The 24,107-nt window shown below is 55.5% G+C and carries 22 protein-coding genes and 2 pseudogenes; 20 read left to right on the top strand and 4 right to left on the bottom strand.

The features are described from left to right. The first annotated feature begins 19 nt into the window (after nt 1–19). Both eno and adhP read left to right on the top strand, forming a co-directional pair. Nucleotides 20–1,315, top strand: a complete 1,296-nt coding sequence (gene eno, locus ACA108_17390) for a phosphopyruvate hydratase (GenBank protein XEX95106.1) — start codon at nt 20–22, stop codon at nt 1,313–1,315. A 167-nt stretch (nt 1,316–1,482) separates the two neighbouring features. Further along, nucleotides 1,483–2,499, top strand: coding sequence for an alcohol dehydrogenase AdhP (gene adhP, locus ACA108_17385; protein XEX95105.1), 1,017 nt, complete (start codon nt 1,483–1,485; stop codon nt 2,497–2,499). Nucleotides 2,500–2,546: 47 nt separating this feature from the next. Here adhP and ACA108_17380 read toward each other — a convergent pair. Then, nucleotides 2,547–2,678: pseudogene (locus tag ACA108_17380) on the bottom strand (RpiR family transcriptional regulator). A 166-nt stretch (nt 2,679–2,844) separates the two neighbouring features. On the opposite strand from ACA108_17380, the pseudogene ACA108_17375 reads away from it, so the two are divergent. Continuing rightward, nucleotides 2,845–2,976: pseudogene (locus tag ACA108_17375) on the top strand (N-acetylmannosamine-6-phosphate 2-epimerase). Between the two features lie 113 nt (nt 2,977–3,089). Then, complete coding sequence (gene queE, locus ACA108_17370; protein XEX98148.1) at nt 3,090–3,761, top strand: 7-carboxy-7-deazaguanine synthase QueE; 672 nt, start codon at nt 3,090–3,092, stop codon at nt 3,759–3,761. A gap of 79 nt (nt 3,762–3,840) precedes the next feature. Here the strand turns inward: queE and queD are convergent, their stop codons facing one another. Continuing rightward, nucleotides 3,841–4,203, bottom strand: a complete 363-nt coding sequence (queD, locus tag ACA108_17365; GenBank protein ID XEX98147.1) for a 6-carboxytetrahydropterin synthase QueD — start codon at nt 4,201–4,203, stop codon at nt 3,841–3,843. Between the two features lie 326 nt (nt 4,204–4,529). On the opposite strand from queD, the gene cysJ reads away from it, so the two are divergent. The 3 genes from cysJ (at nt 4,530) to cysH (ending at nt 8,875) form a co-directional block, all read left to right on the top strand. Then, nucleotides 4,530–6,335 (top strand): NADPH-dependent assimilatory sulfite reductase flavoprotein subunit, encoded by a 1,806-nt coding sequence (cysJ, locus tag ACA108_17360; protein ID XEX95104.1) that lies wholly within the window; start codon nt 4,530–4,532, stop codon nt 6,333–6,335. Next, nucleotides 6,335–8,047, top strand: a complete 1,713-nt coding sequence (cysI, locus tag ACA108_17355; GenBank protein ID XEX95103.1) for an assimilatory sulfite reductase (NADPH) hemoprotein subunit — start codon at nt 6,335–6,337, stop codon at nt 8,045–8,047. Before cysJ ends, cysI begins: the two co-directional genes overlap by 1 nt. Nucleotides 8,048–8,140: 93 nt before the next feature. Then, nucleotides 8,141–8,875, top strand: coding sequence for a phosphoadenosine phosphosulfate reductase (gene cysH, locus ACA108_17350; GenBank protein XEX95102.1), 735 nt, complete (start codon nt 8,141–8,143; stop codon nt 8,873–8,875). A gap of 46 nt (nt 8,876–8,921) precedes the next feature. Here the strand turns inward: cysH and ACA108_17345 are convergent, their stop codons facing one another. Next, nucleotides 8,922–9,962, bottom strand: coding sequence for an aminopeptidase (locus tag ACA108_17345; GenBank protein ID XEX95101.1), 1,041 nt, complete (start codon nt 9,960–9,962; stop codon nt 8,922–8,924). Nucleotides 9,963–10,233: 271 nt separating this feature from the next. Here ACA108_17345 and cysD point away from each other — a divergent pair, with 271 nt between their 5' ends. The 12 genes from cysD to rpoS all read left to right on the top strand — a co-directional run bounded on the left by cysD (nt 10,234) and on the right by rpoS (nt 19,996). Continuing rightward, nucleotides 10,234–11,142, top strand: a complete 909-nt coding sequence (gene cysD / locus ACA108_17340) for a sulfate adenylyltransferase subunit CysD (GenBank protein ID XEX95100.1) — start codon at nt 10,234–10,236, stop codon at nt 11,140–11,142. 11 nt (nt 11,143–11,153) lie between these two features. Beyond that, nucleotides 11,154–12,581 carry a sulfate adenylyltransferase subunit CysN gene (gene cysN / locus ACA108_17335; GenBank protein XEX95099.1) on the top strand — a complete coding sequence of 476 codons (1,428 nt, stop codon included), beginning with the start codon at nt 11,154–11,156 and terminating at the stop codon, nt 12,579–12,581. Next, complete coding sequence (cysC, locus tag ACA108_17330) at nt 12,581–13,186, top strand: adenylyl-sulfate kinase (protein ID XEX95098.1); 606 nt, start codon at nt 12,581–12,583, stop codon at nt 13,184–13,186. The genes cysN and cysC overlap by 1 nt, the downstream gene beginning before the upstream one ends. Nucleotides 13,187–13,239: 53 nt before the next feature. Further along, nucleotides 13,240–13,563, top strand: a complete 324-nt coding sequence (locus ACA108_17325) for a DUF3561 family protein (GenBank protein XEX95097.1) — start codon at nt 13,240–13,242, stop codon at nt 13,561–13,563. Between the two features lie 182 nt (nt 13,564–13,745). Beyond that, complete coding sequence (gene ftsB, locus ACA108_17320) at nt 13,746–14,060, top strand: cell division protein FtsB (protein ID XEX95096.1); 315 nt, start codon at nt 13,746–13,748, stop codon at nt 14,058–14,060. A 19-nt stretch (nt 14,061–14,079) separates the two neighbouring features. Next, nucleotides 14,080–14,790, top strand: coding sequence for a 2-C-methyl-D-erythritol 4-phosphate cytidylyltransferase (ispD, locus tag ACA108_17315; GenBank protein XEX95095.1), 711 nt, complete (start codon nt 14,080–14,082; stop codon nt 14,788–14,790). Beyond that, complete coding sequence (ispF, locus tag ACA108_17310; GenBank protein ID XEX95094.1) at nt 14,790–15,269, top strand: 2-C-methyl-D-erythritol 2,4-cyclodiphosphate synthase; 480 nt, start codon at nt 14,790–14,792, stop codon at nt 15,267–15,269. Before ispD ends, ispF begins: the two co-directional genes overlap by 1 nt. Further along, nucleotides 15,269–16,315, top strand: coding sequence for a tRNA pseudouridine(13) synthase TruD (gene truD / locus ACA108_17305; protein XEX95093.1), 1,047 nt, complete (start codon nt 15,269–15,271; stop codon nt 16,313–16,315). Before ispF ends, truD begins: the two co-directional genes overlap by 1 nt. Beyond that, a complete protein-coding gene (gene surE / locus ACA108_17300; GenBank protein XEX95092.1) occupies nt 16,296–17,057 on the top strand; it encodes a 5'/3'-nucleotidase SurE in 762 nt (253 codons plus the stop codon). Before truD ends, surE begins: the two co-directional genes overlap by 20 nt. Further along, nucleotides 17,051–17,677, top strand: coding sequence for a protein-L-isoaspartate(D-aspartate) O-methyltransferase (locus ACA108_17295; protein XEX95091.1), 627 nt, complete (start codon nt 17,051–17,053; stop codon nt 17,675–17,677). The genes surE and ACA108_17295 overlap by 7 nt, the downstream gene beginning before the upstream one ends. 104 nt (nt 17,678–17,781) lie before the next feature. After that, nucleotides 17,782–18,945 carry a murein hydrolase activator NlpD gene (nlpD, locus tag ACA108_17290; GenBank protein XEX95090.1) on the top strand — a complete coding sequence of 388 codons (1,164 nt, stop codon included), beginning with the start codon at nt 17,782–17,784 and terminating at the stop codon, nt 18,943–18,945. A 58-nt stretch (nt 18,946–19,003) separates the two neighbouring features. Beyond that, the gene (gene rpoS, locus ACA108_17285; GenBank protein ID XEX95089.1) at nt 19,004–19,996 is read left to right on the top strand and encodes an RNA polymerase sigma factor RpoS; all 993 of its coding nucleotides are present in this window, start codon (nt 19,004–19,006) and stop codon (nt 19,994–19,996) included. Nucleotides 19,997–20,085: 89 nt separating this feature from the next. Here rpoS and mutS read toward each other — a convergent pair whose 3' ends face one another. Then, entirely contained in the window at nt 20,086–22,647 is a 2,562-nt protein-coding gene (gene mutS, locus ACA108_17280; protein ID XEX95088.1) for a DNA mismatch repair protein MutS, read from the bottom strand. A 290-nt stretch (nt 22,648–22,937) separates the two neighbouring features. On the opposite strand from mutS, the gene mltB reads away from it, so the two are divergent. Further along, nucleotides 22,938–24,014 (top strand): lytic murein transglycosylase B, encoded by a 1,077-nt coding sequence (mltB, locus tag ACA108_17275; protein XEX95087.1) that lies wholly within the window; start codon nt 22,938–22,940, stop codon nt 24,012–24,014. The last annotated feature ends 93 nt before the right edge of the window (nt 24,015–24,107 follow it).

The raw sequence follows: 24,107 nt of genomic DNA, 5'->3' as shown, positions 1-24,107 counted from the left end.
TTGTACTGAGGAAAACCTAATGTCCAAAATCGTTAAAGTCATCGGTCGTGAAATCATCGACTCCCGTGGTAACCCGACTGTTGAAGCCGAAGTTCATCTGGAGGGCGGTTTCGTAGGTATGGCTGCTGCACCATCAGGTGCTTCTACGGGTTCCCGCGAAGCGCTGGAACTGCGCGATGGCGACAAATCTCGTTACATGGGTAAAGGCGTGACTAAAGCCGTTGCCGCTGTTAACGGCCCAATCGCTCAGGCGGTTATGGGTAAAGATGCGAAAGACCAGGCTAACATCGACAAGATCATGATCGATCTTGATGGTACTGAAAACAAATCTAACTTCGGTGCTAACGCGATCCTGGCTGTTTCTCTTGCTGCTGCAAAAGCTGCTGCTGCCTCTAAAGGCCTGCCGCTGTACGCACACATCGCTGAACTGAACGGCACCCCAGGCAAATACTCTATGCCTCTGCCAATGATGAACATCATCAACGGCGGCGAGCATGCTGACAACAACGTTGATATTCAAGAGTTCATGATTCAACCAGTTGGTGCTAAAACTCTGAAAGAAGCGATTCGTATCGGTTCTGAAGTGTTCCACAACTTGGCGAAAGTGCTGAAATCTAAAGGCATGAGCACTGCTGTTGGTGACGAAGGTGGCTACGCGCCTAACCTGGGTTCTAACGCAGAAGCGCTGGCTGTTATCGCTGAAGCGGTTAAAGCTGCGGGCTATGAGCTGGGTAAAGACGTTACTCTGGCTATGGACTGTGCGGCATCTGAATTCTACAAAGACGGTAAATACGTTCTGGCTGGCGAAGGCAACAAAGCGTTCACCTCCGAAGAATTCACCCATTTCCTGGAAGATCTGACTAAACAGTACCCAATCGTTTCTATCGAAGACGGTCTGGACGAGTCTGACTGGGCTGGCTTCGCATACCAGACTAAAGTACTGGGCGACAAAATCCAGCTGGTTGGTGACGATCTGTTCGTAACCAACACCAAGATCCTGAAAGAAGGTATCGACAAAGGCATCGCTAACTCCATCCTGATCAAATTCAACCAGATCGGTTCTCTGACCGAAACTCTGGCAGCGATCAAAATGGCGAAAGACGCTGGCTATACTGCCGTTATTTCACACCGTTCAGGCGAAACTGAAGACGCTACCATCGCTGACCTGGCTGTGGGTACCGCTGCAGGCCAGATCAAAACTGGTTCTATGAGCCGCTCTGACCGTGTTGCTAAATACAACCAGCTGATTCGTATCGAAGAAGCGCTGGGTGATGCAGCACCATTCAACGGTCTGAAAGAAGTTAAAGGCCAGTAATTCGTTACGGTCCTCTTCTTATAAAAAAACCGCTTCGGCGGTTTTTTTTTACCCTTTTTTCTCAAATTCTCGCACTTAGTTTGATTTAAAGACGCATTCTCATTTGCAGATTGCATCTTATCCGTCCAAAATCAGGGAGGAATACCACAACAGGTCAGGAGACCGCCATGAAAGCAGCAGTTGTTACGAAAGACCATTCCGTTGAAATCGTAGACAAACCGATGCGCGCGCTGGAGCACGGCGAAGCATTGCTGAAAATGGAATGCTGCGGTGTGTGCCACACCGATTTGCACGTTAAGAACGGAGATTTTGGTGATGTTACGGGCACTACGCTCGGACATGAAGGGATTGGTATTGTTAAATCCGTCGGGCCTGGCGTGACCTCCTTAAAAGTAGGTGACCGGGCAAGCGTTGCGTGGTTCTTCCGTGGCTGCGGCCACTGCGAATACTGCAACAGCGGTAATGAAACGCTGTGTCGCAGCGTGACCAACGCAGGCTTCACCGCGGATGGTGGCATGGCCGAAGAGTGCATTGTGGTTGCAGACTACGCCGTAAAAGTGCCGGACGGCCTGGAATCAGCCGCCGCCAGCAGCATTACCTGCGCAGGTGTGACCACTTACAAGGCCGTTAAGGTTGCTGGCATCAAGCCAGGGCAGTGGATTGCGATTTACGGCCTGGGCGGCCTCGGCAACCTTGCGCTGCAATACGCGAAGAACGTCTTTAACGCCAAAGTCATCGCGGTAGACGTTAACGATGCGCAGCTCAATTTTGCCAAAGAGAGCGGCGCGGATATGGTGATTAACTCGCGCAACGAAGATGCCGGCAAAGTCATTCAGGAGAAAACCGGTGGCGCGCATGCCGCGGTGGTGACCGCCGTGGCGAAATCCGCGTTCAACTCGGCGGTAGATGCCGTTCGCGCGGGTGGGCGCGTGGTGGCCGTTGGCCTGCCGTCAGAGTCCATGAGCCTGAATATTCCGCGCCTGGTGCTGGACGGCATTGAAGTTGTTGGCTCGCTGGTCGGCACCCGTCAGGACCTGGCCGAGGCGTTCCAGTTTGCTGCTGAAGGTAAGGTCACGCCGAAGGTCGCGCTGCGTCCGCTGAAAGACATCAACGCCATTTTCGAAGAGATGGAGAGCGGCAAAATCAAAGGCCGCATGGTGATTGATTTCAGAACGCACAAGTAACCAGTGACGGGCCGGGATTTCCCGGCCTTTTTTATTCTCCGGCAGGTCTACAACAGCAGCGGCAGCGTAGCGCTGGCAGTTTGCTGACTAGCCGTTGCGTACCGGCTGTCATGACTTATCAGTTCTCCCACCAGCACCTCTACCAGCAACATTGCGCCCACTTTGGCATTTAGCCTGCCCCCTATTTTCTTCGTACAGCTTGCCGATCCGAATACCCAGCGGTTTTACGTCGGCGATTCGCGCTAACAGTCTTGTTGATGTGCAGGCAATCATGGGACTGGTGGATATACTGGTTATCGCCATCGTTAAGCGTGACTATCCGGGCAGCGATGTCTACATCACGCCAACGCTGAAATACCGGAGATGGCGGCGCATTGTCTTGAGCCTGGAGCCCATGCGGTGGTGGTGGGCGGGGCGATTACCCGTCCGCAGCAAATTACCCGCCGTTTCGCCAACGCGATGTATTCGGAAAGCTAATTGCCAATCAGGCCGGCCCGGTTCATAGCGAATTGGGCTGTTTTCACCGCCGCGCATGATCTCAACCGTTAGTTCTGCGATAATTACTTTTTGCGAAGATAACAGAGATGATTATGCAGTACCCGATTAACGAGATGTTCCAGACCCTGCAAGGGGAGGGCTATTTTACTGGTGTGCCCGCCATCTTCATTCGCCTGCAAGGCTGCCCGGTCGGCTGTGCGTGGTGCGATACCAAACACACCTGGGATAAGCTCGCGGATCGTGAAGTCTCTCTGTTCAGCATTCTGGCGAAAACCAAAGAGAGCGATAAGTGGGGCGGGGCCAGTGCGGAAGACCTGCTGAATATCATTCAGCGTCAGGGCTATACCGCACGCCACGTGGTGATTACCGGCGGTGAGCCGTGCATTCACGACCTGATGTCGCTCACTTCGTTGCTGGAACATCATGGTTTTAGCTGCCAGATTGAAACCAGCGGCACGCATGAAGTGCGCTGTACGCCGGGGACCTGGGTGACAGTTTCGCCGAAGGTGAACATGCGCGGTGGCTACGACATCCTCGCGCAGGCGCTGGAACGAGCCGACGAGATTAAACACCCGGTAGGACGCGTGCGTGATATAGAAGCGCTGGATGAGCTGCTGGCAACGCTGCATGACGAGAAAAACCGTGTGATTGCCCTGCAGCCCATCAGCCAGAAAGAAGATGCCACGCGTCTGTGCATCGAAACCTGTATCGCCCGCAACTGGCGGCTTTCCATGCAGACGCACAAGTATCTTAATATCGCTTAACGCATAAAGGCACCCAAGGGTGCCTTTATGTTTTGTAGTTTTGTAGGGTGGATAAGCGGCAGCGCCATCCACCAAAGGCTTAGCCCTTATACACACATCCGGCGGTACAAGTCTCTTTAACCATCACCGCGCTCAGCAGCGGAACGATGGGTTTCATTTTGTCCCAGATCCACTTCGCCAGCACTTCGCTGGTTGGGTTCTCAAGGCCTGGAATATCGTTCAGATAGTAATGATCGAGGCTATCGTAGGTTGGCTTAAACGCCGCCTTTAGCTCGGAGAAATCCATAATCCAGCCCGTATACGGATCGACCTCGCCGGTGATTTCCAGGCGCACCATGAAAGAGTGGCCGTGCAGGCGACCGCACTTGTGGCCTTCCGGTACGTGCGGCAGGCGGTGGGCGGCTTCGAAGGTAAAATCTTTAAACAGGGTGGTTGCCATTATTGAGTCTCAGTTAGCGCAGTTAAGTCGAGCGAAAAACCGCCGCATAGTACCGGAATTGACATTTTTGCGCATTAACTAAAAGCCTCATCTTCTTTTTGCCGTCTCTTTGTCGTGCTGTTCTGAATGAAATTCCTTTCATTTCAGATGGTTAATTAATCGTTTTTAATGTTATGAATTACCCGAAAAAGCGGTTAGTCATTTTGGTTATTTGTTATTTCCATCCCTTCTTTAATTGTTACTATCCGGCTGGTTACCCTTACCCCTATGAATGCTTTTTACCGTTGATTGTTATAAACGGACCTTTTGCTACTGGAACCCAATCAAGCATGACAACTCAGGCCCCACCGACCGCTTTGCTGCCGCTCACCCCGGAGCAACTGGCTCGCCTCCAGGCGGCAACAACAGACTTCTCGCAGACGCAGCTGGCCTGGTTATCAGGCTATTTCTGGGGGATGATTAATCAACAGCCTGGTAGCATTGCCACGCCTGAGCCAACGGCTGCGGAAGTGCCAGCGATCACTTTGATCTCCGCCTCCCAGACGGGCAACGCACGCCGCGTCAGCGAACAGCTGCGCGACGACCTGTTAGCAGCAAAGCTGAACGTTAACCTGGTGAACGCTGGGGACTATAAATTCAAACAAATCGCCCAGGAAAAACTGCTGGTTGTCGTGACCTCCACGCAGGGGGAGGGGGAGCCGCCGGAAGAAGCGGTGGCGCTGCATAAATATCTTTTCTCCAAAAAAGCGCCGAAGCTGGTCGATACGGCCTTTGCCGTGTTCAGCCTGGGCGACTCCTCCTATGAATTCTTCTGCCAGTCCGGCAAAGACTTCGATTCGAAGCTTGCGGAGCTGGGCGGTCAGCGGCTGCTCGACCGCGTGGACACCGACGTTGAGTTCCAGCCTGCTGCTCAGGAATGGCGCGCTAAAATCGTTGATATCCTGAAATCCCGCGTCCCGGCTGAAACGCCTGCACAGGCCGCAGCCACGGCAACCGGCGTGGTCAACGAAGTCTTCTCCAGCCCGTACACCAAAGAAGCGCCGCTGACCGCAACGCTCGCGGTGAACCAGAAAATCACCGGACGTGACTCTGACAAAGACGTGCGCCATCTCGAAATCGATCTCGGTGATTCTGGCCTTCGCTACCAGCCCGGCGACGCGCTCGGCGTCTGGTATCAGAACGACTCGGCCCTGGTGAAAGAGCTTGTTGAGCTGCTGTGGCTAAAGGGCGATGAAACCGTCACCGTTGATGGCAAAACCCTACCGCTTAGCGAGGCGCTGGAGTGGCACTTTGAGCTGACCATTAACACCGCGAACATCGTTGAGAAGTACGCGCAGCTTACCCGTAACGCCGCGCTGCTCGACCTGGTTGGCGACAAAACCAAACTGCAGCACTTTGCCCAGAGCACGCCGATTGTCGACATGGTGCGCTATGCCCCGGCGGAGCTGACCGCAGACCAGCTGGTTGAGCTGCTGCGTCCGTTGACGCCACGCCTGTACTCCATCGCCTCTTCACAGGCTGAAGCAGAAAGCGAAGTTCACATTACCGTTGGCGTGGTGCGCTACGACATCGAAGGGCGTGCCCGCACCGGCGGCGCCTCTGGCTTCCTGGCCGACCGTCTGGAAGAAGACGGTGAAGTGCGCGTGTTCATCGAACATAACGATAACTTCCGCCTGCCGGCCAACCCGGAAACCCCGGTGATCATGATCGGCCCCGGCACCGGCATTGCGCCTTTCCGCGCCTTTATGCAGCAGCGTGAAAACGACGGCGCTAGCGGCAAAAACTGGCTGTTCTTCGGCAACCCGCACTTCACCGATGACTTCCTGTATCAGGTTGAGTGGCAGCGCTACGTTAAAGACGGCCTGCTGACCAAAATCGATCTCGCCTGGTCCCGCGACCAGGAACACAAAATATACGTACAAGATAAACTGCGCGAAAAAGGCGCGGAGCTGTGGAGCTGGATTCAGGAAGGCGCCCACATATACGTCTGCGGCGATGCCAATCGCATGGCAAAAGACGTTGAGCAGGTTTTACTGGAAGTGGTAGCCGAGTTCGGTGGCATGGACACCGAGACGGCCGATGAATTTTTGAGTGAGCTGCGCGTTGAGCGCCGTTATCAGCGAGATGTCTACTAATGAGCGATAAACACCCCGGACCGTTAGTGGTCGAAGGAAAACTGGCTGACGCCGAGCGCCTGAAGCTGGAAAGCAATTTCCTGCGCGGCACCATCAAAGAAGATTTGCAGGATGGCCTGACCGGCGGCTTTAAGGGCGACAACTTCCTGCTGATCCGCTTCCACGGCATGTACCAGCAGGACGACCGTGACATCCGTGCCGAACGCGCCGAGCAGAAGCTGGAGCCGCGTCATGCCATGATGCTGCGCTGTCGTCTGCCGGGCGGCATTATCACCACCCAGCAGTGGCGCGCCATTGATAAGTTTGCCGAAGATAAAACCATCTACGGCAGCATCCGTCTGACTAACCGCCAGACGTTCCAGTTTCACGGCATCCTGAAAAAGAACGTGAAGCCCGCGCACGAGATGCTGCACGAAGTCGGGCTGGACGCGCTGGCGACCGCCAACGACGTTAACCGTAACGTGCTTTGCACCTCGAACCCGATTGAGTCTGAACTGCATCAGGAAGCTTACGAGTGGGCGAAAAAACTCTCTGAGCACCTGCTGCCGCGCACCCGCGCGTATGCTGAAATCTGGTGGGACAAAGAGAAAGTCGCGACCACCGACGAAGAGCCGATTCTGGGCGCGACCTATCTGCCGCGTAAGTTTAAAACCACGGTTGTGGTGCCGCCGCAGAACGATGTGGATCTGCATGCGAATGACATGAACTTCATCGCCATCGCTAAAGACGGCAGGCTGGTGGGCTTCAACCTGCTGGTGGGCGGTGGGCTATCCATCGAGCATGGCAACAAAGCCACCTACGCCCGCACCGCGAGCGAATTCGGCTATATCCCGCTGGAGCACACGCTTGCCGTTGCCGAAGCGGTGGTGACTACCCAGCGCGACTGGGGTAACCGTACCGACCGTAAAAATGCGAAAACCAAATACACCCTCGAGCGCGTCGGCGTTGACGTGTTTAAAGCGGAAGTAGAGCGCCGCGCGGGCATTACCTTTGAGCCGATTCGTCCATACGAATTCACCGGCCGTGGCGATCGCATCGGCTGGGTAAAAGGCATCGATGATAAATGGCACCTAACGTTGTTTATCGAGAACGGTCGCATCCTGGACTACCCGGATCGTCCGCTGAAAACAGGCCTGCTGGAGATCGCGAAGATCCACAAAGGTGATTTCCGCCTGACGGCTAACCAGAACCTGATCGTGGCTGGCGTGCCGGAAAGCGAAAAGGCGAAGATCGAGCAGCTGGCGAAAGAAAGTGGGCTGATGCATGCGGTGAAACCGCAGCGTGAAAACTCCATGGCCTGCGTCGCCTTCCCAACCTGTCCGCTGGCGATGGCCGAAGCAGAGCGCTTCCTGCCGCAGTTTGTGACTAAAGTTGAAGATGTGATGGAGAAGCACCACGTTGGCGAAGAGAACATCGTCCTGCGCGTGACCGGCTGCCCGAACGGCTGTGGTCGCGCAATGCTGGCGGAAATCGGTCTGGTGGGTAAAGCGCCTGGCCGCTACAACCTGCACATCGGCGGTAACCGCATCGGCACGCGCATCCCGCGCATGTACCGCGAGAACATCACCGAGCCCGAAATTTTGGCCTCCATTGATGAGCTGGTGGGGCGCTGGGCGAAAGAGCGTGAAGGGGATGAAGGCTTCGGCGACTTCACCATCCGCGCCGGGATTATCCGTCCGGTGCTCGATCCTGCCAGGGATTTGTGGGATTAACATTCATCGGCGGGTGACGCTGCCCTGGTTTTTTGCAGGGTAGATAAACGGTAGCGTCATCCACCCTGATTTTTGCCAATAAGCGAGGCACGTATGTCCGTACTCGATCTAAAAGCACTGAACGAACTGCCAAAAGTCGAACGCGTTATGGCGCTGGCCGAGGTCAATACCCAGCTCGAAAAGCTGACCGCGGAGCAGCGCGTCGGCTGGGCGCTGGAAAACCTGCCCGGCGAGTTCGTGTTGTCCTCAAGCTTTGGGATTCAGGCGGCGGTGAGCCTGCATCTGGTCACCCAGCTGCGCCCGGATATCCCTGTGATCCTCACCGATACCGGCTATCTGTTCCCGGAAACCTACCAGTTTATCGACGAGCTGACGGACAAGCTGAAGCTGAACCTCAAGGTGTTTAGCGCAAAAGAAAGTGCGGCATGGCAGGAGGCACGCTACGGCAAGCTGTGGGAGCAGGGCGTTGAGGGCATTGAGAAATACAATGAGATCAACAAAGTCGAGCCGATGAACCGCGCCTTGCAGGAGTTGGGCGGCCAAACCTGGTTTGCTGGCCTGCGTCGTGAACAGTCCGGCAGCCGGGCGAATCTGCCGGTGCTGGCGATACAGCGCGGCGTTTTCAAAATCCTGCCAATTATCGACTGGGATAACCGCACGGTTTACCAGTACCTCACCGCCCACGGACTGAAATACCATCCGCTTTGGGATCAGGGCTATCTGTCAGTCGGTGATACCCATACTACCCGCAAGTGGGAACCGGGCATGGCAGAAGAAGAGACTAGATTTTTTGGCCTGAAGCGCGAGTGCGGACTGCACGAAGGCTGATTCAGGAATAATAAGGTGGGCGCCGACCCACCTTATTTTTTAAGTCCTATTTCCCCGCCTTCGCCAGCTCCTTCACCAGCGGCAGCATGATGCTGACGACGTCGTGGCTGCGTTTTTTTATGCGGCCCGGCAGCCATTTATCCAGGTGCTGCTGGTTATCCAGCAGCACGCTGTGCCAGCTTGACCCGTCCGGGAAGGCTTTATTTTTGGCCCGCTGCTGATAGCCATCTTTTTTGCCCAGCGACCAGTTAGTGGATTCTACGGACAGCACGGGTATGCCTGCTTTGTCGAAAGGTTCGGCATCGTTGCAGCAGCCGGTTCCTTTTGGGTATTTTGCGTTTCGGCCCGGATTTGTGGCGGCCTGAATGCCCATCTGGCGTGCCAGCATAATCGCGCGGTCACGCGTTAGTTTGCGCACCGGCATCGGCGTTTTTATGCCGCTATTAAAATAGAGCCAGTCACCGGTCACGAGGCTGTCGAGATTGATCACAAGCAGGGTGTTTTTCCTCTCTTTTTCGCTCATGCGGCTGAGGATGTTTGCAGCCCCCAGTTCGCCGAGCTCCTCGCCGCTGGTAGCGATAAAGCGAATGCCGTAGCGCGTCGGAACCTTTGCCATACGTTGAGCCAGCTCCAGCATGACGCCGAGGCCGGAGGCGTTGTCGTCCACGCCCTGTAGCGTCAGGCCACCGAGATTATTATTGGTATCGGCATCGCTCAGCGGGATGAAGGTGTCCAGGTGCGCCATGATAATAATCTGCTGCGGCTCTTTCCCCTCTCGCGCGGCAATCACCTGACTTGCGCTGACGTGATGCCAGCTCTGATGACCGTCTTTGGTGGTATAGAGATAGCGGGTCTTAAAGCGGCGAATATCGGCCTGGTAGCCATATTGTATGAACTGTTCTTGCAGATAGTCGGCGGTAAGGAGTTCGGCGGGGCTGCCGGCCATTCGGCCTGGAAAAACGGTGGCGATATGGCGAGTCTGCGCTTCGGCAGTTTTACCCAGATGTGTCGTGGTGGCTTCGGCAGGCAGGGAGAAACCCATCCCCAGCGCAAGAGAAACAGCCCAGAAGCGCTGCGCGGAAAACATAGTCGATCCTTTTTTATTATGCGTAATTTTTGCGTGGCTAGTATGAAACTGTGACCTGCGATAAACAATTCCAAATCATCCTAAAGCCCCGTTAAACCTCCCGTTAAGCACATTTTGTAATTTAGTTTTCCAGGGCTTTATTCCTTTGTGGAACTACTCATTCCAATTCGTAATTTCATATCAAATAACCCTGCGTCTTATAGTCCCTGTAATTTCATGCAAACGGTCGGGCTATGACCCGCCGTGCTAATCGCAGCTTTAAGGGAAGGTTATGGACCAAAAACGACTCACTCACCTGCGGCAACTGGAGGCAGAAAGCATCCATATTATCCGCGAGGTCGCTGCCGAATTTTCCAATCCGGTAATGATGTATTCAATCGGCAAAGACTCGTCGGTGATGTTGCATCTGGCTCGTAAGGCTTTTTATCCGGGCACGCTCCCTTTCCCGCTGCTGCACGTGGATACCGGTTGGAAATTCCGTGAGATGTACGAGTTCCGCGACCGTACCGCGAAGGCCTACGGCTGCGAGCTTCTGGTGCATAAAAATCCCGAAGGCGTGGCGATGGGCATCAACCCTTTCGTGCACGGCAGCGCCAAACACACCGATATCATGAAAACCGAAGGGCTGAAGCAGGCGCTGAATAAATACGGTTTCGATGCGGCCTTTGGCGGCGCGCGTCGAGACGAAGAGAAATCCCGTGCAAAAGAACGTATCTACTCGTTCCGCGACCGTTTCCACCGCTGGGACCCGAAAAACCAGCGTCCGGAACTGTGGCACAACTACAACGGGCAGATAAACAAAGGTGAAAGCATTCGCGTGTTCCCGCTCTCCAACTGGACCGAGCTGGATATCTGGCAGTACATCTACCTGGAAAATATCGACATTGTTCCTCTCTACCTGGCAGCGCCGCGTCCCGTACTGGAGCGTGACGGCATGCTGATGATGATTGACGATGACCGTATCGACCTGCAGCCGGGTGAAGTCATCGAGCAGAAGATGGTGCGCTTCCGTACCCTCGGCTGCTGGCCGCTTACCGGCGCGGTTGAGTCCAGCGCTCAGACGCTGCCGGAGATCATCGAAGAGATGCTGGTTTCCACCACCAGTGAACGCCAGGGCCGCATGATTGACCGCGACCAGGCCGGCTCCATGGAGCTGAAGAAACGCCAGGGTTATTTCTAAGGAGCCGCCAGATGAACAGCACCATTGCACAACAAATTGCCGAAGAGGGCGGCGTAGAGGCTTATCTGCACGCTCAGCAACACAAAAGCCTGCTGCGTTTCCTGACCTGCGGCAGCGTGGATGACGGGAAAAGCACGCTGATTGGGCGTCTGCTGCATGACACGCGTCAGATTTACGAAGATCAGCTCTCCTCACTGCAAACCGACAGCAAGCGCCACGGTACTCAGGGCGAGAAGCTCGATCTGGCGCTGCTGGTGGATGGTTTACAGGCCGAACGCGAGCAGGGCATCACCATCGATGTGGCCTATCGTTATTTCTCTACCGAGAAGCGCAAATTTATTATCGCCGATACGCCGGGACACGAGCAGTACACTCGTAACATGGCTACGGGTGCGTCAACCTGCGAGCTGGCGATCCTATTGATTGACGCGCGTAAAAGCGTGCTGGATCAGACCCGCCGCCACAGCTTTATCTCCACGTTATTGGGGATCAAACACCTGGTCGTAGCCGTCAATAAAATGGATCTGGTTGAGTTCAGCGAAGAGACATTCGAGCAGATCAAGCAGGATTATTTGACGTTTGCCAAACAGCTGCCGTCTGACCTGGATATCCGCTTTGTGCCGCTGTCTGCGCTGGAAGGCGACAATGTTGCGACGCAAAGCGCAAATATGCCGTGGTATACCGGGCCTACGCTTCTTGAGCTGCTGGAAACGGTTGAGGTTAAGCGTATCGTAGATCTGCAGCCAATGCGCTTCCCGGTTCAGTATGTAAACCGCCCGAACCTGGATTTCCGTGGCTATGCCGGTACTCTTGCTTCCGGCGCGGTGAAAGTCGGGCAGCGCGTTAAGGTTTTACCGTCCGGCGTGGAGTCATCCATTGCGCGAATCGTAACGTTTGATGGGGATTTGCAACAAGCTGCTGCCGGAGAGGCGATCACCCTGGTGCTGAAAGATGAAATCGACATCAGCCGCGGCGACCTGCTGGTGGATGCAAGCGACTCGCTGCCAGCCGTGCAAACCGCGAAGGTTGATGTGGTCTGGATGGCAGAGCAGGCGCTGGTGCCGGGCCAGAGCTATGACATTAAAATCGCTGGTAAAAAGACCCGCGCCCGTGTGGATAACATCCATTATCAGGTAGAAATTAACTCCCTGACCCAGCGCGTGGTGGAAAGCCTGCCGCTTAACGGCATCGGCCTTGTGGATTTAACCTTCGACGAGCCGTTAGTGCTCGATAAATATCAGGAAAATCCGGTTACCGGCGGGCTTATCTTTATCGATCGCCTGACTAACGTCACCGTAGGCGCGGGTATGGTTCGTGAGCCGCACGAAGAGGTGTATCAGGAACCTTCTGCATTCAGTGCCTTTGAGCTGGATCTGAACGCGCTGGTGCGTCGTCATTTCCCACACTGGGGCGCGCGTGATTTGCTGGGAGGCAAGTGATGGCAGAGCACGACGATAACGTGGTCTGGCATGCCCATCCTGTGACTCAGGAGCAGCGTGAACGGCTTCACCAGCATCGCGGGGCGGTGCTGTGGTTTACCGGGCTATCCGGCTCCGGTAAATCCACCGTCGCCGGTGCGCTTGAGGAAGCGCTGCACAAGCTGGGCGTCAGCACCTATCTGCTTGACGGCGATAACGTGCGCCACGGACTGTGCCGTGATTTGGGGTTCAGCGATGCCGATCGCAAAGAGAATATCCGCCGGGTAGGTGAAGTCGCCAACCTGATGGTAGATGCCGGGCTGGTGGTGCTGACGGCTTTCATCTCCCCGCATCGTGCAGAGCGGCAGATGGTGCGTGAGCTTGTCGGGGAAGGGCGGTTTATCGAAGTATTTGTTGATACCCCCCTTGAAATCTGTGAAGCGCGCGATCCTAAAGGACTGTATAAAAAAGCCCGGGCCGGCGAGCTGATAAATTTCACCGGGATTGATTCATTGTATGAATCGCCGGGCGAGCCGGAAATTCACTTAGACGGCGAACAATTGGTAACAAATTTGATTGCGCAAATGTTAGACCTGCTGCGTCGTAACGATATTATCAAAGCCTAATGAGAGTGCCTGGCGCATCACTGCGTCCGGCCAGCCAGGCCACCGGATTCGTTATGCGCAACAGCTCGAACATTGTTATTACACAGACTGAACCTGGACCTTCAGCCGAAGAAACCACCAGGTCACTGCCAGGGGCGTTCATCGGCCTTTTGTCGTGGCTGCTCGCGCTTGGCATCCCGTTTCTGATGTATGGGCCTAACACCCTGTTTTTCTTCCTTTATACCTGGCCTTTCTTCCTTGCGCTAATGCCCGTTGCCGTCCTGGTGGGCATAGCGCTGCATTCGCTGCTTAGCGGCAAGCTCATCTACAGCTGCCCTGCCACGGTCATCACCGTAGGACTGATGTTCGGCGTTTTATTCATGTGGCTGACGGGTTGAGCCTGACCGACGAAAATGCCCCGATTTAAGCTAAACCTCCTGCAAGCGCGCATGTCGGCGCGATCTGTGATAAATTCTGCCGCAAATTTGTCGACTCACTTTGTGCCCGCGACCCTGTTGGGGTTACAAGTGAAGTCAGACACGCAGTTGTGGAATGGGTGTGCCGTTTTTCAGGGGGCAGGATGGGTAAACTAACGCTGCTGTTGCTGGCCTTGCTGGTCTGGCTGCAGTATTCGCTGTGGTTCGGTAAAAATGGCGTGCATGATTACACGCGAGTCAACGAAGACGTGGCTGCTCAGCAGGCGACTAATGCCAAACTGAAGGCGCGTAACGATCAGCTGTTTGCTGAAATTGACGATCTTAACGGCGGCCAGGAGGCCATCGAAGAGCGCGCGCGCAACGAACTGAGTATGACCAGGCCTGGTGAAACCTTCTACCGCCTGGTGCCGGACACCTCTAAGCGCGTCGGCAACAATGCCGCGCAGAATAATCGATAAATAAGCGTAAGTGATTCTCATGGCAGACTCCTCACGGGACGTAATTGCCGTGGTGCCGGCCGCCGGAATAGGCAGCCGTATGCAAACGGAATGTCCAAAGCAATATCTTCACATCGGCAATAAAACCATCCTTGAGCATGCAGTCGCGAGTCTGCTGGCACATCCACGTGTCAGCCATGTCGTCATTGCCATCAGCACTACAGACACCTGGTTCACCGCTTTGCCGCTGGCAGCAGATCCCCGTATTACCGTAGTAAACGGCGGAGGGCAGCGCGCCGATTCCGTGCTGGCTGGTCTTCAGGCCGCAGGTAAGGCTGAATGGGTGCTGGTGCACGATGCCGCACGTCCCTGTCTGCATCAGGATGACCTGGCGCGCTTGCTGGCCATTACTGAAACCAGCAAGGTTGGCGGTATTCTTGCGGCTCCGGTGCGCGACACGATGAAGCGCGGGGAGCCAGGCAAGCCTCTGGTCGCCCATACCGTCGAGCGCGAAGATCTCTGGCACGCGCTTACGCCGCAGCTTTTTCCGCTTGAACTGTTGCGAAGCTGTCTGCTGCGCGCGCTGAATGAAGGGGCGACGATCACCGATGAAGCATCGGCCCTTGAATACTGCGGCTTCCATCCCGAATTAATTAGCGCCCGCGCCGATAATATAAAAGTGACGCGCCCGGAAGATCTGCGGCTTGCAGAGTTTTACCTCACGCGGTTGACCCAAACGGAGAATATTTAATGCGTATCGGACATGGTTTTGACGTACACGCTTTTGGCGGCGAAGGCCCGATCATCATTGGCGGCGTGCGCGTGCCTTTCGAAAAAGGGTTGCTGGCCCATTCTGACGGCGACGTTGCACTCCATGCGCTGACCGATGCGCTGCTTGGCGCTGCCGCGCTGGGGGATATCGGCAAGCTGTTCCCTGATACTGACGCCGCCTATAAGGGCGCGGACAGCCGGGAGCTACTACGCGAAGCCTGGCGCCGTATTCAGGCTAAGGGTTACACTCTAGGCAACGTCGATGTCACCATTATTGCTCAGGCACCGAAAATGGCACCGCACATCCCCCAGATGCGCGTGTTTATTGCCGAAGACCTCGGCTGCCACATGGACGACGTCAATGTCAAAGCTACCACCACGGAGAAGCTCGGCTTTACCGGTCGTGGCGAAGGGATTGCCTGCGAAGCAGTCGCGCTGCTGCATAAGGCTCGTCCATAATGGATATGCAAAATCTCACCTGGCTGCACGGCAAGCCGGAAGGGGCGGGGCTTATCAAAGCCAGCCCCGAGGATTTCATGGTTACCGAGGATCTGGGCTTTGGCCCGGACGGTGACGGCGAGCACCTGCTGCTGCGCATCCTGAAAAAGGGCTGTAACACCCGCTTTGTGGCCGACGCGCTGGCGAAATTCCTCAAAGTTCACGCTCGCGAAGTCAGCTTCGCCGGACAGAAAGATAAGCATGCCGTCACCGAGCAGTGGTTCTGCGTACGTCTGCCTGGCAAAGAGATGCCTGACATGAGCGCATTTGAGCTGGAAGGCTGTGAAGTGCTGGAGTACGCGCGCCACCGTCGCAAGCTGCGCCTTGGAGCGCTGAAGGGGAATAACTTTACCTTGGTGCTGCGTGAGGTCAGTCATCGCGAGGAGCTGGAAGCGCGGTTGAATCTTATCCTACGCGACGGCGTGCCGAACTACTTTGGCAGCCAGCGTTTTGGCATCGGCGGCAATAACCTGAACCAGGCCCGCCGCTGGGCCCAAACTAACGCTCCGCTGCGCGATCGCAATAAACGCAGTTTTTATTTGTCAGCGGCCCGTAGCGCGTTGTTTAATCAGATTGTTAGCCTTAGACTGAAAAAACCAGACTTTAATCAAGTTGTTGATGGCGATGCGCTACAATTGGCAGGACGCGGCAGCTGGTTTGTCGCCACTGCCGAAGAACTCCCGGTATTACAACCTCGCGTTGACGGCGGCGAACTGCTGATTACGGCACCGCTGCCGGGCGACGGCGCGTGGGGGACGCTCAATGAAGCGCTAGCCTTCGAGCAGCAAAGCGTTGAGCAGGAAACCGATCTACAGGCATTGCTGGTGCGCGAGCGAGTCGACGCCGCACGACGTGCCATGCTGGTTAAACCAGAAGAATTACGCTGGAGCTGGTGGGATGATGTAACCGTGGAGGTCAGCTTCTGGCTGCCTGCCGGTAGCTTCGCCACCAGTGTTGTAAGGGAACTCATGAACACGCCGGGTGATTATGCGAATATTGCTGAGTAACGATGACGGGATCTATGCGCCGGGCATTCAGGCGCTGGCGAAAGCCTTGCGGGAATTTGCCGAGGTACAGGTCGTGGCCCCGGACCGTAATCGCAGCGGCGCATCAAACTCGCTGACGCTTGAATCCTCACTGCGCACTTTTACGCTGGCTAACGGCGACATTTCCGTCCAGATGGGCACGCCGACGGACTGCGTCTACCTTGGCGTGAACGCGCTGATGCGCCCTCGCCCTGACGTGGTGGTCGCCGGTATTAATGCCGGGCCAAATCTGGGCGACGACGTTATTTACAGCGGCACCGTCGCTGCCGCCATGGAAGGGCGTCACCTGGGCTTTCCTGCGCTTGCCGTCTCATTAAATGGTTATCAGCATTACGATACGGCGGCTGCCGTCACCTGTTCAATTTTGCGAGCTTTATCGCGCGAACCGCTGCGTACCGGCCGTATTCTTAACATCAACGTGCCTGATTTGCCCCTTGATGAAATTAAGGGGATTCGCGTCACGCGCTGCGGCAGTCGCCATCCGGCAGATAAAGTCATCCCACAGGAAGATCCGCGTGGCAACACGCTCTACTGGATTGGTCCGCCGGGAGACAAGCACGATGCCGGTCCGGACACGGATTTTGCCGCCGTTGAAGAAGGCTATGTCTCTGTTACCCCCCTGCACGTTGATTTAACCGCTCATAGCGCCCATGACGTTGTGAGCAGCTGGTTAACTAAAGCGGGAGTTGCCGGGGAATGGTAAGCAAACGCGTACAAGCTCTTCTCACTCAGCTTCGTGCTCAGGGCATTCAGGACGACAATGTCCTGGATGCGATTGCGCTGGTGCCGCGGGAAAAATTTGTCGACGAAGCGTTTGAGCACAAAGCCTGGGAAAATACGGCGCTGCCGATTGGCTCAGGCCAGACCATTTCACAGCCGTATATGGTTGCCCGCATGACCGAACTGCTGGAGTTGACGCCGGAATCCCGGGTGCTGGAAATCGGCACCGGTTCAGGTTATCAGACCGCAATTCTCGCCCACCTGGTCCACCACGTGTGTTCCGTTGAGCGCATTAAAGGGCTGCAATGGCACGCACGGCGTCGCCTGAAACAGCTGGATTTGCATAATATTTCTACCCGCCACGGTGATGGCTGGCAAGGCTGGCATGCGCGCGCGCCATTTGACGCTATCATTGTTACGGCTGCGCCGCCTGAGATCCCTTCGGCTTTATTATCACAGCTGGACGAGGGCGGCATTCTGGTTCTGCCGGTAGGCGAAGAACGGCAATTTTTAAAACGCATTCGTCGCCACGGTGGCGAATTTACTATTGATACGGTAGAAGCCGTTCGTTTTGTACCCTTAGTAAAGGGCGAACTGGCATAACCTGGATATTTCTTGTTTTTTAACCAGGGCCTTAGCGTAACGTTGCAGGGTTAAACCTATCGTATTTTCATAAGCATGTAGTGGTTTCATTTTTTGGGGGATTTATGAGCGCGGGAAGCCCGACTTTTACTCTACGTCGCATTGCGACGCTATCGCTGGTTAGCCTGTGGCTGGCTGGTTGTAGCAATAGCACGACTCAGGCACCAATTAGCTCTGTCGGTGACAGCAGTAGCGCAGGGAGCAGCAGTGCTGACGGTGCACAGGTAGCCCAGCCTCCACAGATGTCTGCGCCAGTGCCGACCCCTCAAGTTCAGCCGGTTCAACAGCCGGCGATCCAGCCTGTACAGACTCAGCCAGTACAGCAGGCCCAGCCGGTTCAAAGCCAGCCCGCCGTACAGTCTGCACCTGTACAGACGGAAAACGGACGTATCGTTTATAACCGCAAGTATGGGAATATTCCGAAAGGCAGCTATGCCGGAGGCAGCACCTACACGGTGAAGCGCGGGGATACCTTGTTCTACATTGCGTGGATCACCGGCAACGATTTCCGTGACCTTGCGCAACGTAACAACGTCGCGGCCCCGTATGGTCTGGAGGTGGGTCAGACCCTGCAAGTTGGTAGCGCATCCGGCACGCCAATTACCGGCGGAAATGCCGTCACCCAGGCTGATGCGACTGCTCAGGGTGTGAACAATCCGGCTGCGCAAAACTCAACCGCAGTGGTTGCTTCTACACCGACAATTACGTATTCTGAGGACTCAGGTGAACAGAGTGCTAACAAAATGTTGCCGGATAATAAGCCAGCTGCGACAACCGTCACAGCACCGGCTACGGCACCTGTGGTTAGCTCTACAACTACCGCACCCACTGCCAGCAGCACGTCCGACAGCGCGCCAATCTCGACCTGGCGCTGGCCGACTGATGGCAAGGTTATCGAGAACTTCTCTGCCACTGAGGGTGGTAATAAAGGGATCGATATCGCCGGCAGTAAAGGACAGGCTATCATCGCGACCGCTTCAGGCCGCGTAGTATATGCCGGTAACGCACTGCGTGGTTACGGTAATCTGATCATCATTAAACACAACGATGATTACCTGAGTGCCTACGCCCATAACGATACGATGCTGGTCCGGGAACAACAAGAAATCACGGCGGGGCAGAAGATAGCTACCATGGGTAGCACCGGAACCAGTTCAACAAGATTGCATTTTGAAATTCGTTACAAGGGGAAATCCGTCAACCCGCTGCGTTATTTGCCGCAGCGATAAGCCGGCAAAGCACTCCACATAAGTGCTTTGCCCAGGGATCACGGGTAGGAGCCACCTTATGAGTCAGAATACGCTGAAAGTTAATGAATTAACCGAAGACGCGGAATTTGATGAGAACGGAGTTGAGGCTTTTGATGAAAAAGCCCTTGTAGAAGAGGAACCCAGTGATAACGACATTGCCGAAGAGGAGCTGTTGTCACAGGGCGCCACGCAGCGTGTATTAGATGCGACTCAGCTTTATCTTGGGGAGATTGGCTATTCCCCATTACTGACCGCCGAAGAAGAAGTTTACTTTGCCCGCCGCGCGCTGCGTGGTGATGTTGCCTCCCGCCGTCGCATGATCGAAAGTAACCTGCGTCTGGTGGTAAAAATTGCCCGTCGTTACAGCAATCGTGGTCTGGCACTGCTGGATCTGATTGAAGAGGGGAATCTGGGGCTGATTCGTGCGGTAGAGAAGTTTGACCCTGAGCGTGGGTTCCGCTTCTCAACCTATGCAACCTGGTGGATTCGTCAGACCATCGAACGGGCAATCATGAACCAAACCCGTACGATTCGCCTGCCAATTCATATCGTGAAAGAGCTGAACGTTTATCTGCGTACCGCTCGTGAACTCTCCCACAAGCTCGACCATGAGCCGAGCGCGGAAGAGATTGCAGAGCAGCTGGATAAACCCGTTGATGACGTCAGCCGTATGTTGCGCCTTAACGAACGCATCACCTCAGTAGACACCCCGCTGGGCGGTGACTCTGAGAAAGCGCTGTTGGACATTCTGGCAGACGAAAAAGACAACGGACCTGAAGACACCACGCAAGACGATGATATGAAGCAAAGCATCGTAAAGTGGCTGTTTGAACTGAACGCTAAGCAGCGTGAAGTGCTGGCTCGTCGCTTTGGTCTGTTAGGCTATGAAGCTGCAACACTGGAAGATGTAGGTCGTGAAATCGGCCTGACTCGTGAACGTGTTCGTCAGATTCAGGTTGAAGGTCTGCGTCGTCTGCGTGAAATTCTGCAGACTCAGGGGCTGAACATCGAAGCGCTGTTCCGCGAATAAAGACCCTTCAAATAAAAAAGCGGTGACTGATGTCACCGCTTTTTTTATGTTTTTGTAGGCCGGATAAGCGCAGCGTCATCCGGCGTTTTCTACACCAGACTCTTCAAGCGATAGATCCACTCCAGCGCCTGACGTGGCGACAGAGAATCCGGATCGAGTGCTTCCAGCGCTTCTACCGCAGGCGACGTCTCTTCCGCGACCGACAGTAACGACATCTGCGTACCGTCGACCTGAGTTGCCGCGGTGTTACCAGAAACTGTCTCCAGCTCGCGAAGCTTCTGACGCGCCCGTTTAATCACCTCCTTCGGTACGCCTGCCAGTGCCGCAACGGCCAAACCGTAGCTTTTGCTTGCCGCTCCGTCCTGCACGCTGTGCATGAAGGCAATGGTGTCGCCGTGCTCCAGCGCATCCAGATGGACGTTGGCTACGCCCTCCATTTTTTCCGGCAGGGTGGTCAGCTCGAAATAGTGGGTCGCGAACAGCGTCAGCGCCTTGATACGGTTTGCCAGATTTTCGGCACAGGCCCAGGCAAGCGACAGCCCGTCGTAGGTTGACGTCCCGCGCCCAATTTCGTCCATCAGCACCAGACTGTGTTCGGTGGCATTGTGCAGAATATTGGCCGTTTCGGTCATCTCCACCATGAAGGTAGAGCGGCCGGAGGCCAGATCGTCTGCCGCCCCAACTCGGGTGAAGATACGGTCGATTGGTCCGATTTCGGCCTGCTGTGCGGGAACAAAGCTGCCTATATAGGCAAGCAGGACGATCAGCGCCGACTGCCGCATATAGGTACTTTTACCGCCCATATTTGGACCGGTTATAATCAGCATTCGTCGCTGGGGGGACAGGTTAAGCGGGTTAGCGATAAACGGTTCGCTCAATACTTTCTCGACTACCGGGTGACGTCCACCAACTACCTTTATGCCCGGCTTATCGCTAAGCTGCGGACAGGTATAGTTCAGGGTATAGGCGCGCTCGGCCAGGTTGACCAGCACGTCCAGCTCCGCCAGCGCTGTGGCGCTTTGCTGCAGGGCTTCCAGGTGGGGCAGCAGCGTATCAAACAGCCGATCGTAGAGCTGTTTCTCAAGCGCCAGCGCCTTGCCCTTCGAGGTCAGCACCTTATCTTCGTACTCTTTCAGCTCGGGAATAATGTAGCGCTCGGCGTTTTTCAGGGTCTGGCGGCGGACATAGTGGATTGGCGCATGGTGACTTTGCCCACGACTTATCTGGATGAAGTAGCCGTGAACGGCGTTGTAGCCGACTTTCAGCGTATCCAGCCCCAGTCTTTCTCGTTCGCGGATTTCCAGCTTATCAAGGTAATCCGTCGCGCCGTCTGCCAGCGCGCGCCATTCGTCCAGCTCTTCGTTATAGCCTTGCGCGATAACGCCGCCGTCACGTACCAGAACCGGCGGAGACTCAATAACCGCGCGCTCAAGGAGTTCGCGGAGTTCGGTAAATTCGCCAATATTCTCGCGCAACGTCTGCACGTAATCCGTTGGCACGTCCGCCAGCATTTCACGCAGTTCAGGAAGCTGCTGGAAAGCGTAACGCATGCGGGCTAAATCGCGTGGACGGGCGGTACGTAGCGCCAGACGCGCGAGAATACGCTCAAGATCGCCTACCTGGCGCAGCACCGGCTGGATCTCCGCCGTGCGGTCCTGCAGGGCGGCAATGGTGCTCTGACGTTTCTTCAGCACCTCGACGCTGCGAACGGGCATATGCAGCCAGCGTTTAAGCATGCGGCTGCCCATCGGCGTGACGGTGCAGTCCAGCACCGAAGCCAGCGTATTTTCAAAGCCGCCGGCCAGATTCTGGGTGATCTCCAGATTGCGGCGCGTGGCGGCATCCATAATGATGCTGTCCTGCTGCCTGTCCATGGTGACGGAACGGATGTGCGGCAGCGACGTGCGCTGGGTGTCTTTAACATACTGCAGCAGGCAGCCCGCGGCACAAAGGGCGTGACGAGCGTTTTCGACGCCGAAGCCCGTTAAATCACGGGTGCCAAACTGCAGATTCAGCTGCTGGCGAGCGGTTTCAATCTCAAACTCCCACAGCGGTCGGCGGCGCAGGCCGCGGCGGCCTTCGATCAGGCGCATCTCGGCAAAATCTTCTGCATACAGCAGCTCAGAAGGATTGGTACGCTGGAGCTCGGCGGCCATGGTTTCGACATCTTCCGGCTGGCTCAGACGGAAACGGCCGGAGCTGATATCCAGCGTCGCGTAGCCGAAGCCCTTGCTGTCCTGCCAGATGGCGGCGAGCAGGTTGTCCTGACGCTCCTGGAGCAGCGCTTCGTCGCTGATGGTGCCGGGCGTCACGATGCGCACAACTTTACGCTCGACCGGACCTTTGCTGGTTGCCGGATCGCCAATCTGCTCGCAAATCGCTGCGGATTCACCGAGGTTGACCAGTTTTGCCAGGTAGTTTTCTACGGCGTGGTACGGTACACCCGCCATGGGGATAGGCTCGCCCGCTGAAGCCCCGCGTTTGGTCAGCGAGATGTCCAGCAGCTGCGACGCGCGTTTCGCGTCGTCATAAAAGAGTTCGTAAAAATCCCCCATACGATAAAACAGCAGAATTTCAGGATGCTGGGCCTTCAGGCGCAGATACTGCTGCATCATTGGCGTGTGGCCGTCGAAGTTTTCCATAGTAGTCATTTGATTTTATTAACCAACTTCGTAGTCGAATTAAAAAGCAATCCTGAACATCCGGGCCAGGATCGCGAGTGCTGCAAAGCGTATCATAATGGGAGGATTCGGTGCATCTCACATCCTGCAGACTAAGCGGCATAAGAGGGAAGAACTTAAAAATCCTACCTTCGCTAGCGTTTAACTTAATCAGTAATTTATAACTAAATATTCTCGTTATTTTCGCTGCGGATGTTTTTGCCATTTTGCTTTACCATTAGAGCAACCCATACTGGTCAGACATACGGATATCACAGCCCATGCGTTATTCAGCAGCACTCCTCCCGCTTCTTGTTTTACTCAGCGCTTGTAGTAGCAAGCCAAAAACTGAGGCGCAGACCCAGCCGACGGCTGGTAAGCCATCCGGAGGCTTCCTGCTGCAGCCGCAGCATGATGTCTTTATGCAAACCGGGGATTTTGCCTACAACCCGGAAGCCGAAAAATTTATCGACAAGATGGTCAGCGAGCATGGTTTCGACCGTCAGCAGCTGCATGAAGTCTTTTCGCAGACCAAAAAGCTAAATTACGTGCTGCGCCTTATGGATCGGCAGGCGCCGACTACTGCACCACCTGCGGGCCCGAACGGTGCATGGCTGCGCTACCGGGGCAAATTTATCACGCCTGATAACGTGCAAAACGGCGTGGTTTTCTGGAACCAATATGATGATGCGCTCAAGCGCGCTTTCCAGGTCTACGGCGTGCCGCCTGAGATCATCGTCGGAATTATCGGTGTAGAAACCCGCTGGGGCCGCGTGATGGGTAAAACCCGCATTATTGATGCGTTGTCTACTCTGGCCTTCGCGTATCCGCGCCGTGCGCAGTACTTTGCAAGCGAACTGGAAACCTTCCTGATCATGGCGCGTAACGAAGGGGATGACCCGCTGACGCTGAAAGGTTCCTTCGCGGGCGCTATGGGCTATGGCCAGTTTATGCCTTCTTCTTTCAAAGAGTATGCGGTTGATTTTAACGGCGACGGCCACGTTAATCTGTGGGATCCGGAAGATGCCATCGGCAGCGTGGCGAACTACTTTAAAGGCCACGGCTGGGTGAAGGGCGATCTGGTTGCGGTACCGGCAAACGGGCAGGTGCCGGGCCTGGCGGATGGCTTCAAAACCAAATACTCCGTCTCTGCGTTGCAGCAGTCAGGCCTGACGCCGCAGAGTTCGCTGGGTGACCATCAGGAAGCCAGCCTTCTGCGCCTGGATATGGGCGACCGCTATCAGTACTGGTACGGCATGCCGAACTTCTACACCATCACCCGCTATAACCACAGCACGCACTACGCGATGGCAGTCTGGCAGCTTGGCCAGGCGGTTGCGCTGGCGCGCGTTCAGTAATTAAATCGCCCCGTTCCGGGGCGATTTCTTTCGTTGGCGGCCATGTTGCGCCGGTATAGCTTTGGTTTAACTCTGCAATTTACAAGTTGCTCA

Origin of the sequence: Dryocola sp. LX212, assembly GCA_041504365.1 — a bacterium.
In the GTDB taxonomy this organism is placed as follows: domain Bacteria; phylum Pseudomonadota; class Gammaproteobacteria; order Enterobacterales; family Enterobacteriaceae; genus Dryocola.
The sequence above is the reverse complement of the archived record's forward strand: the minus strand, read 5'-3'. Positions and strand labels throughout refer to the sequence as shown.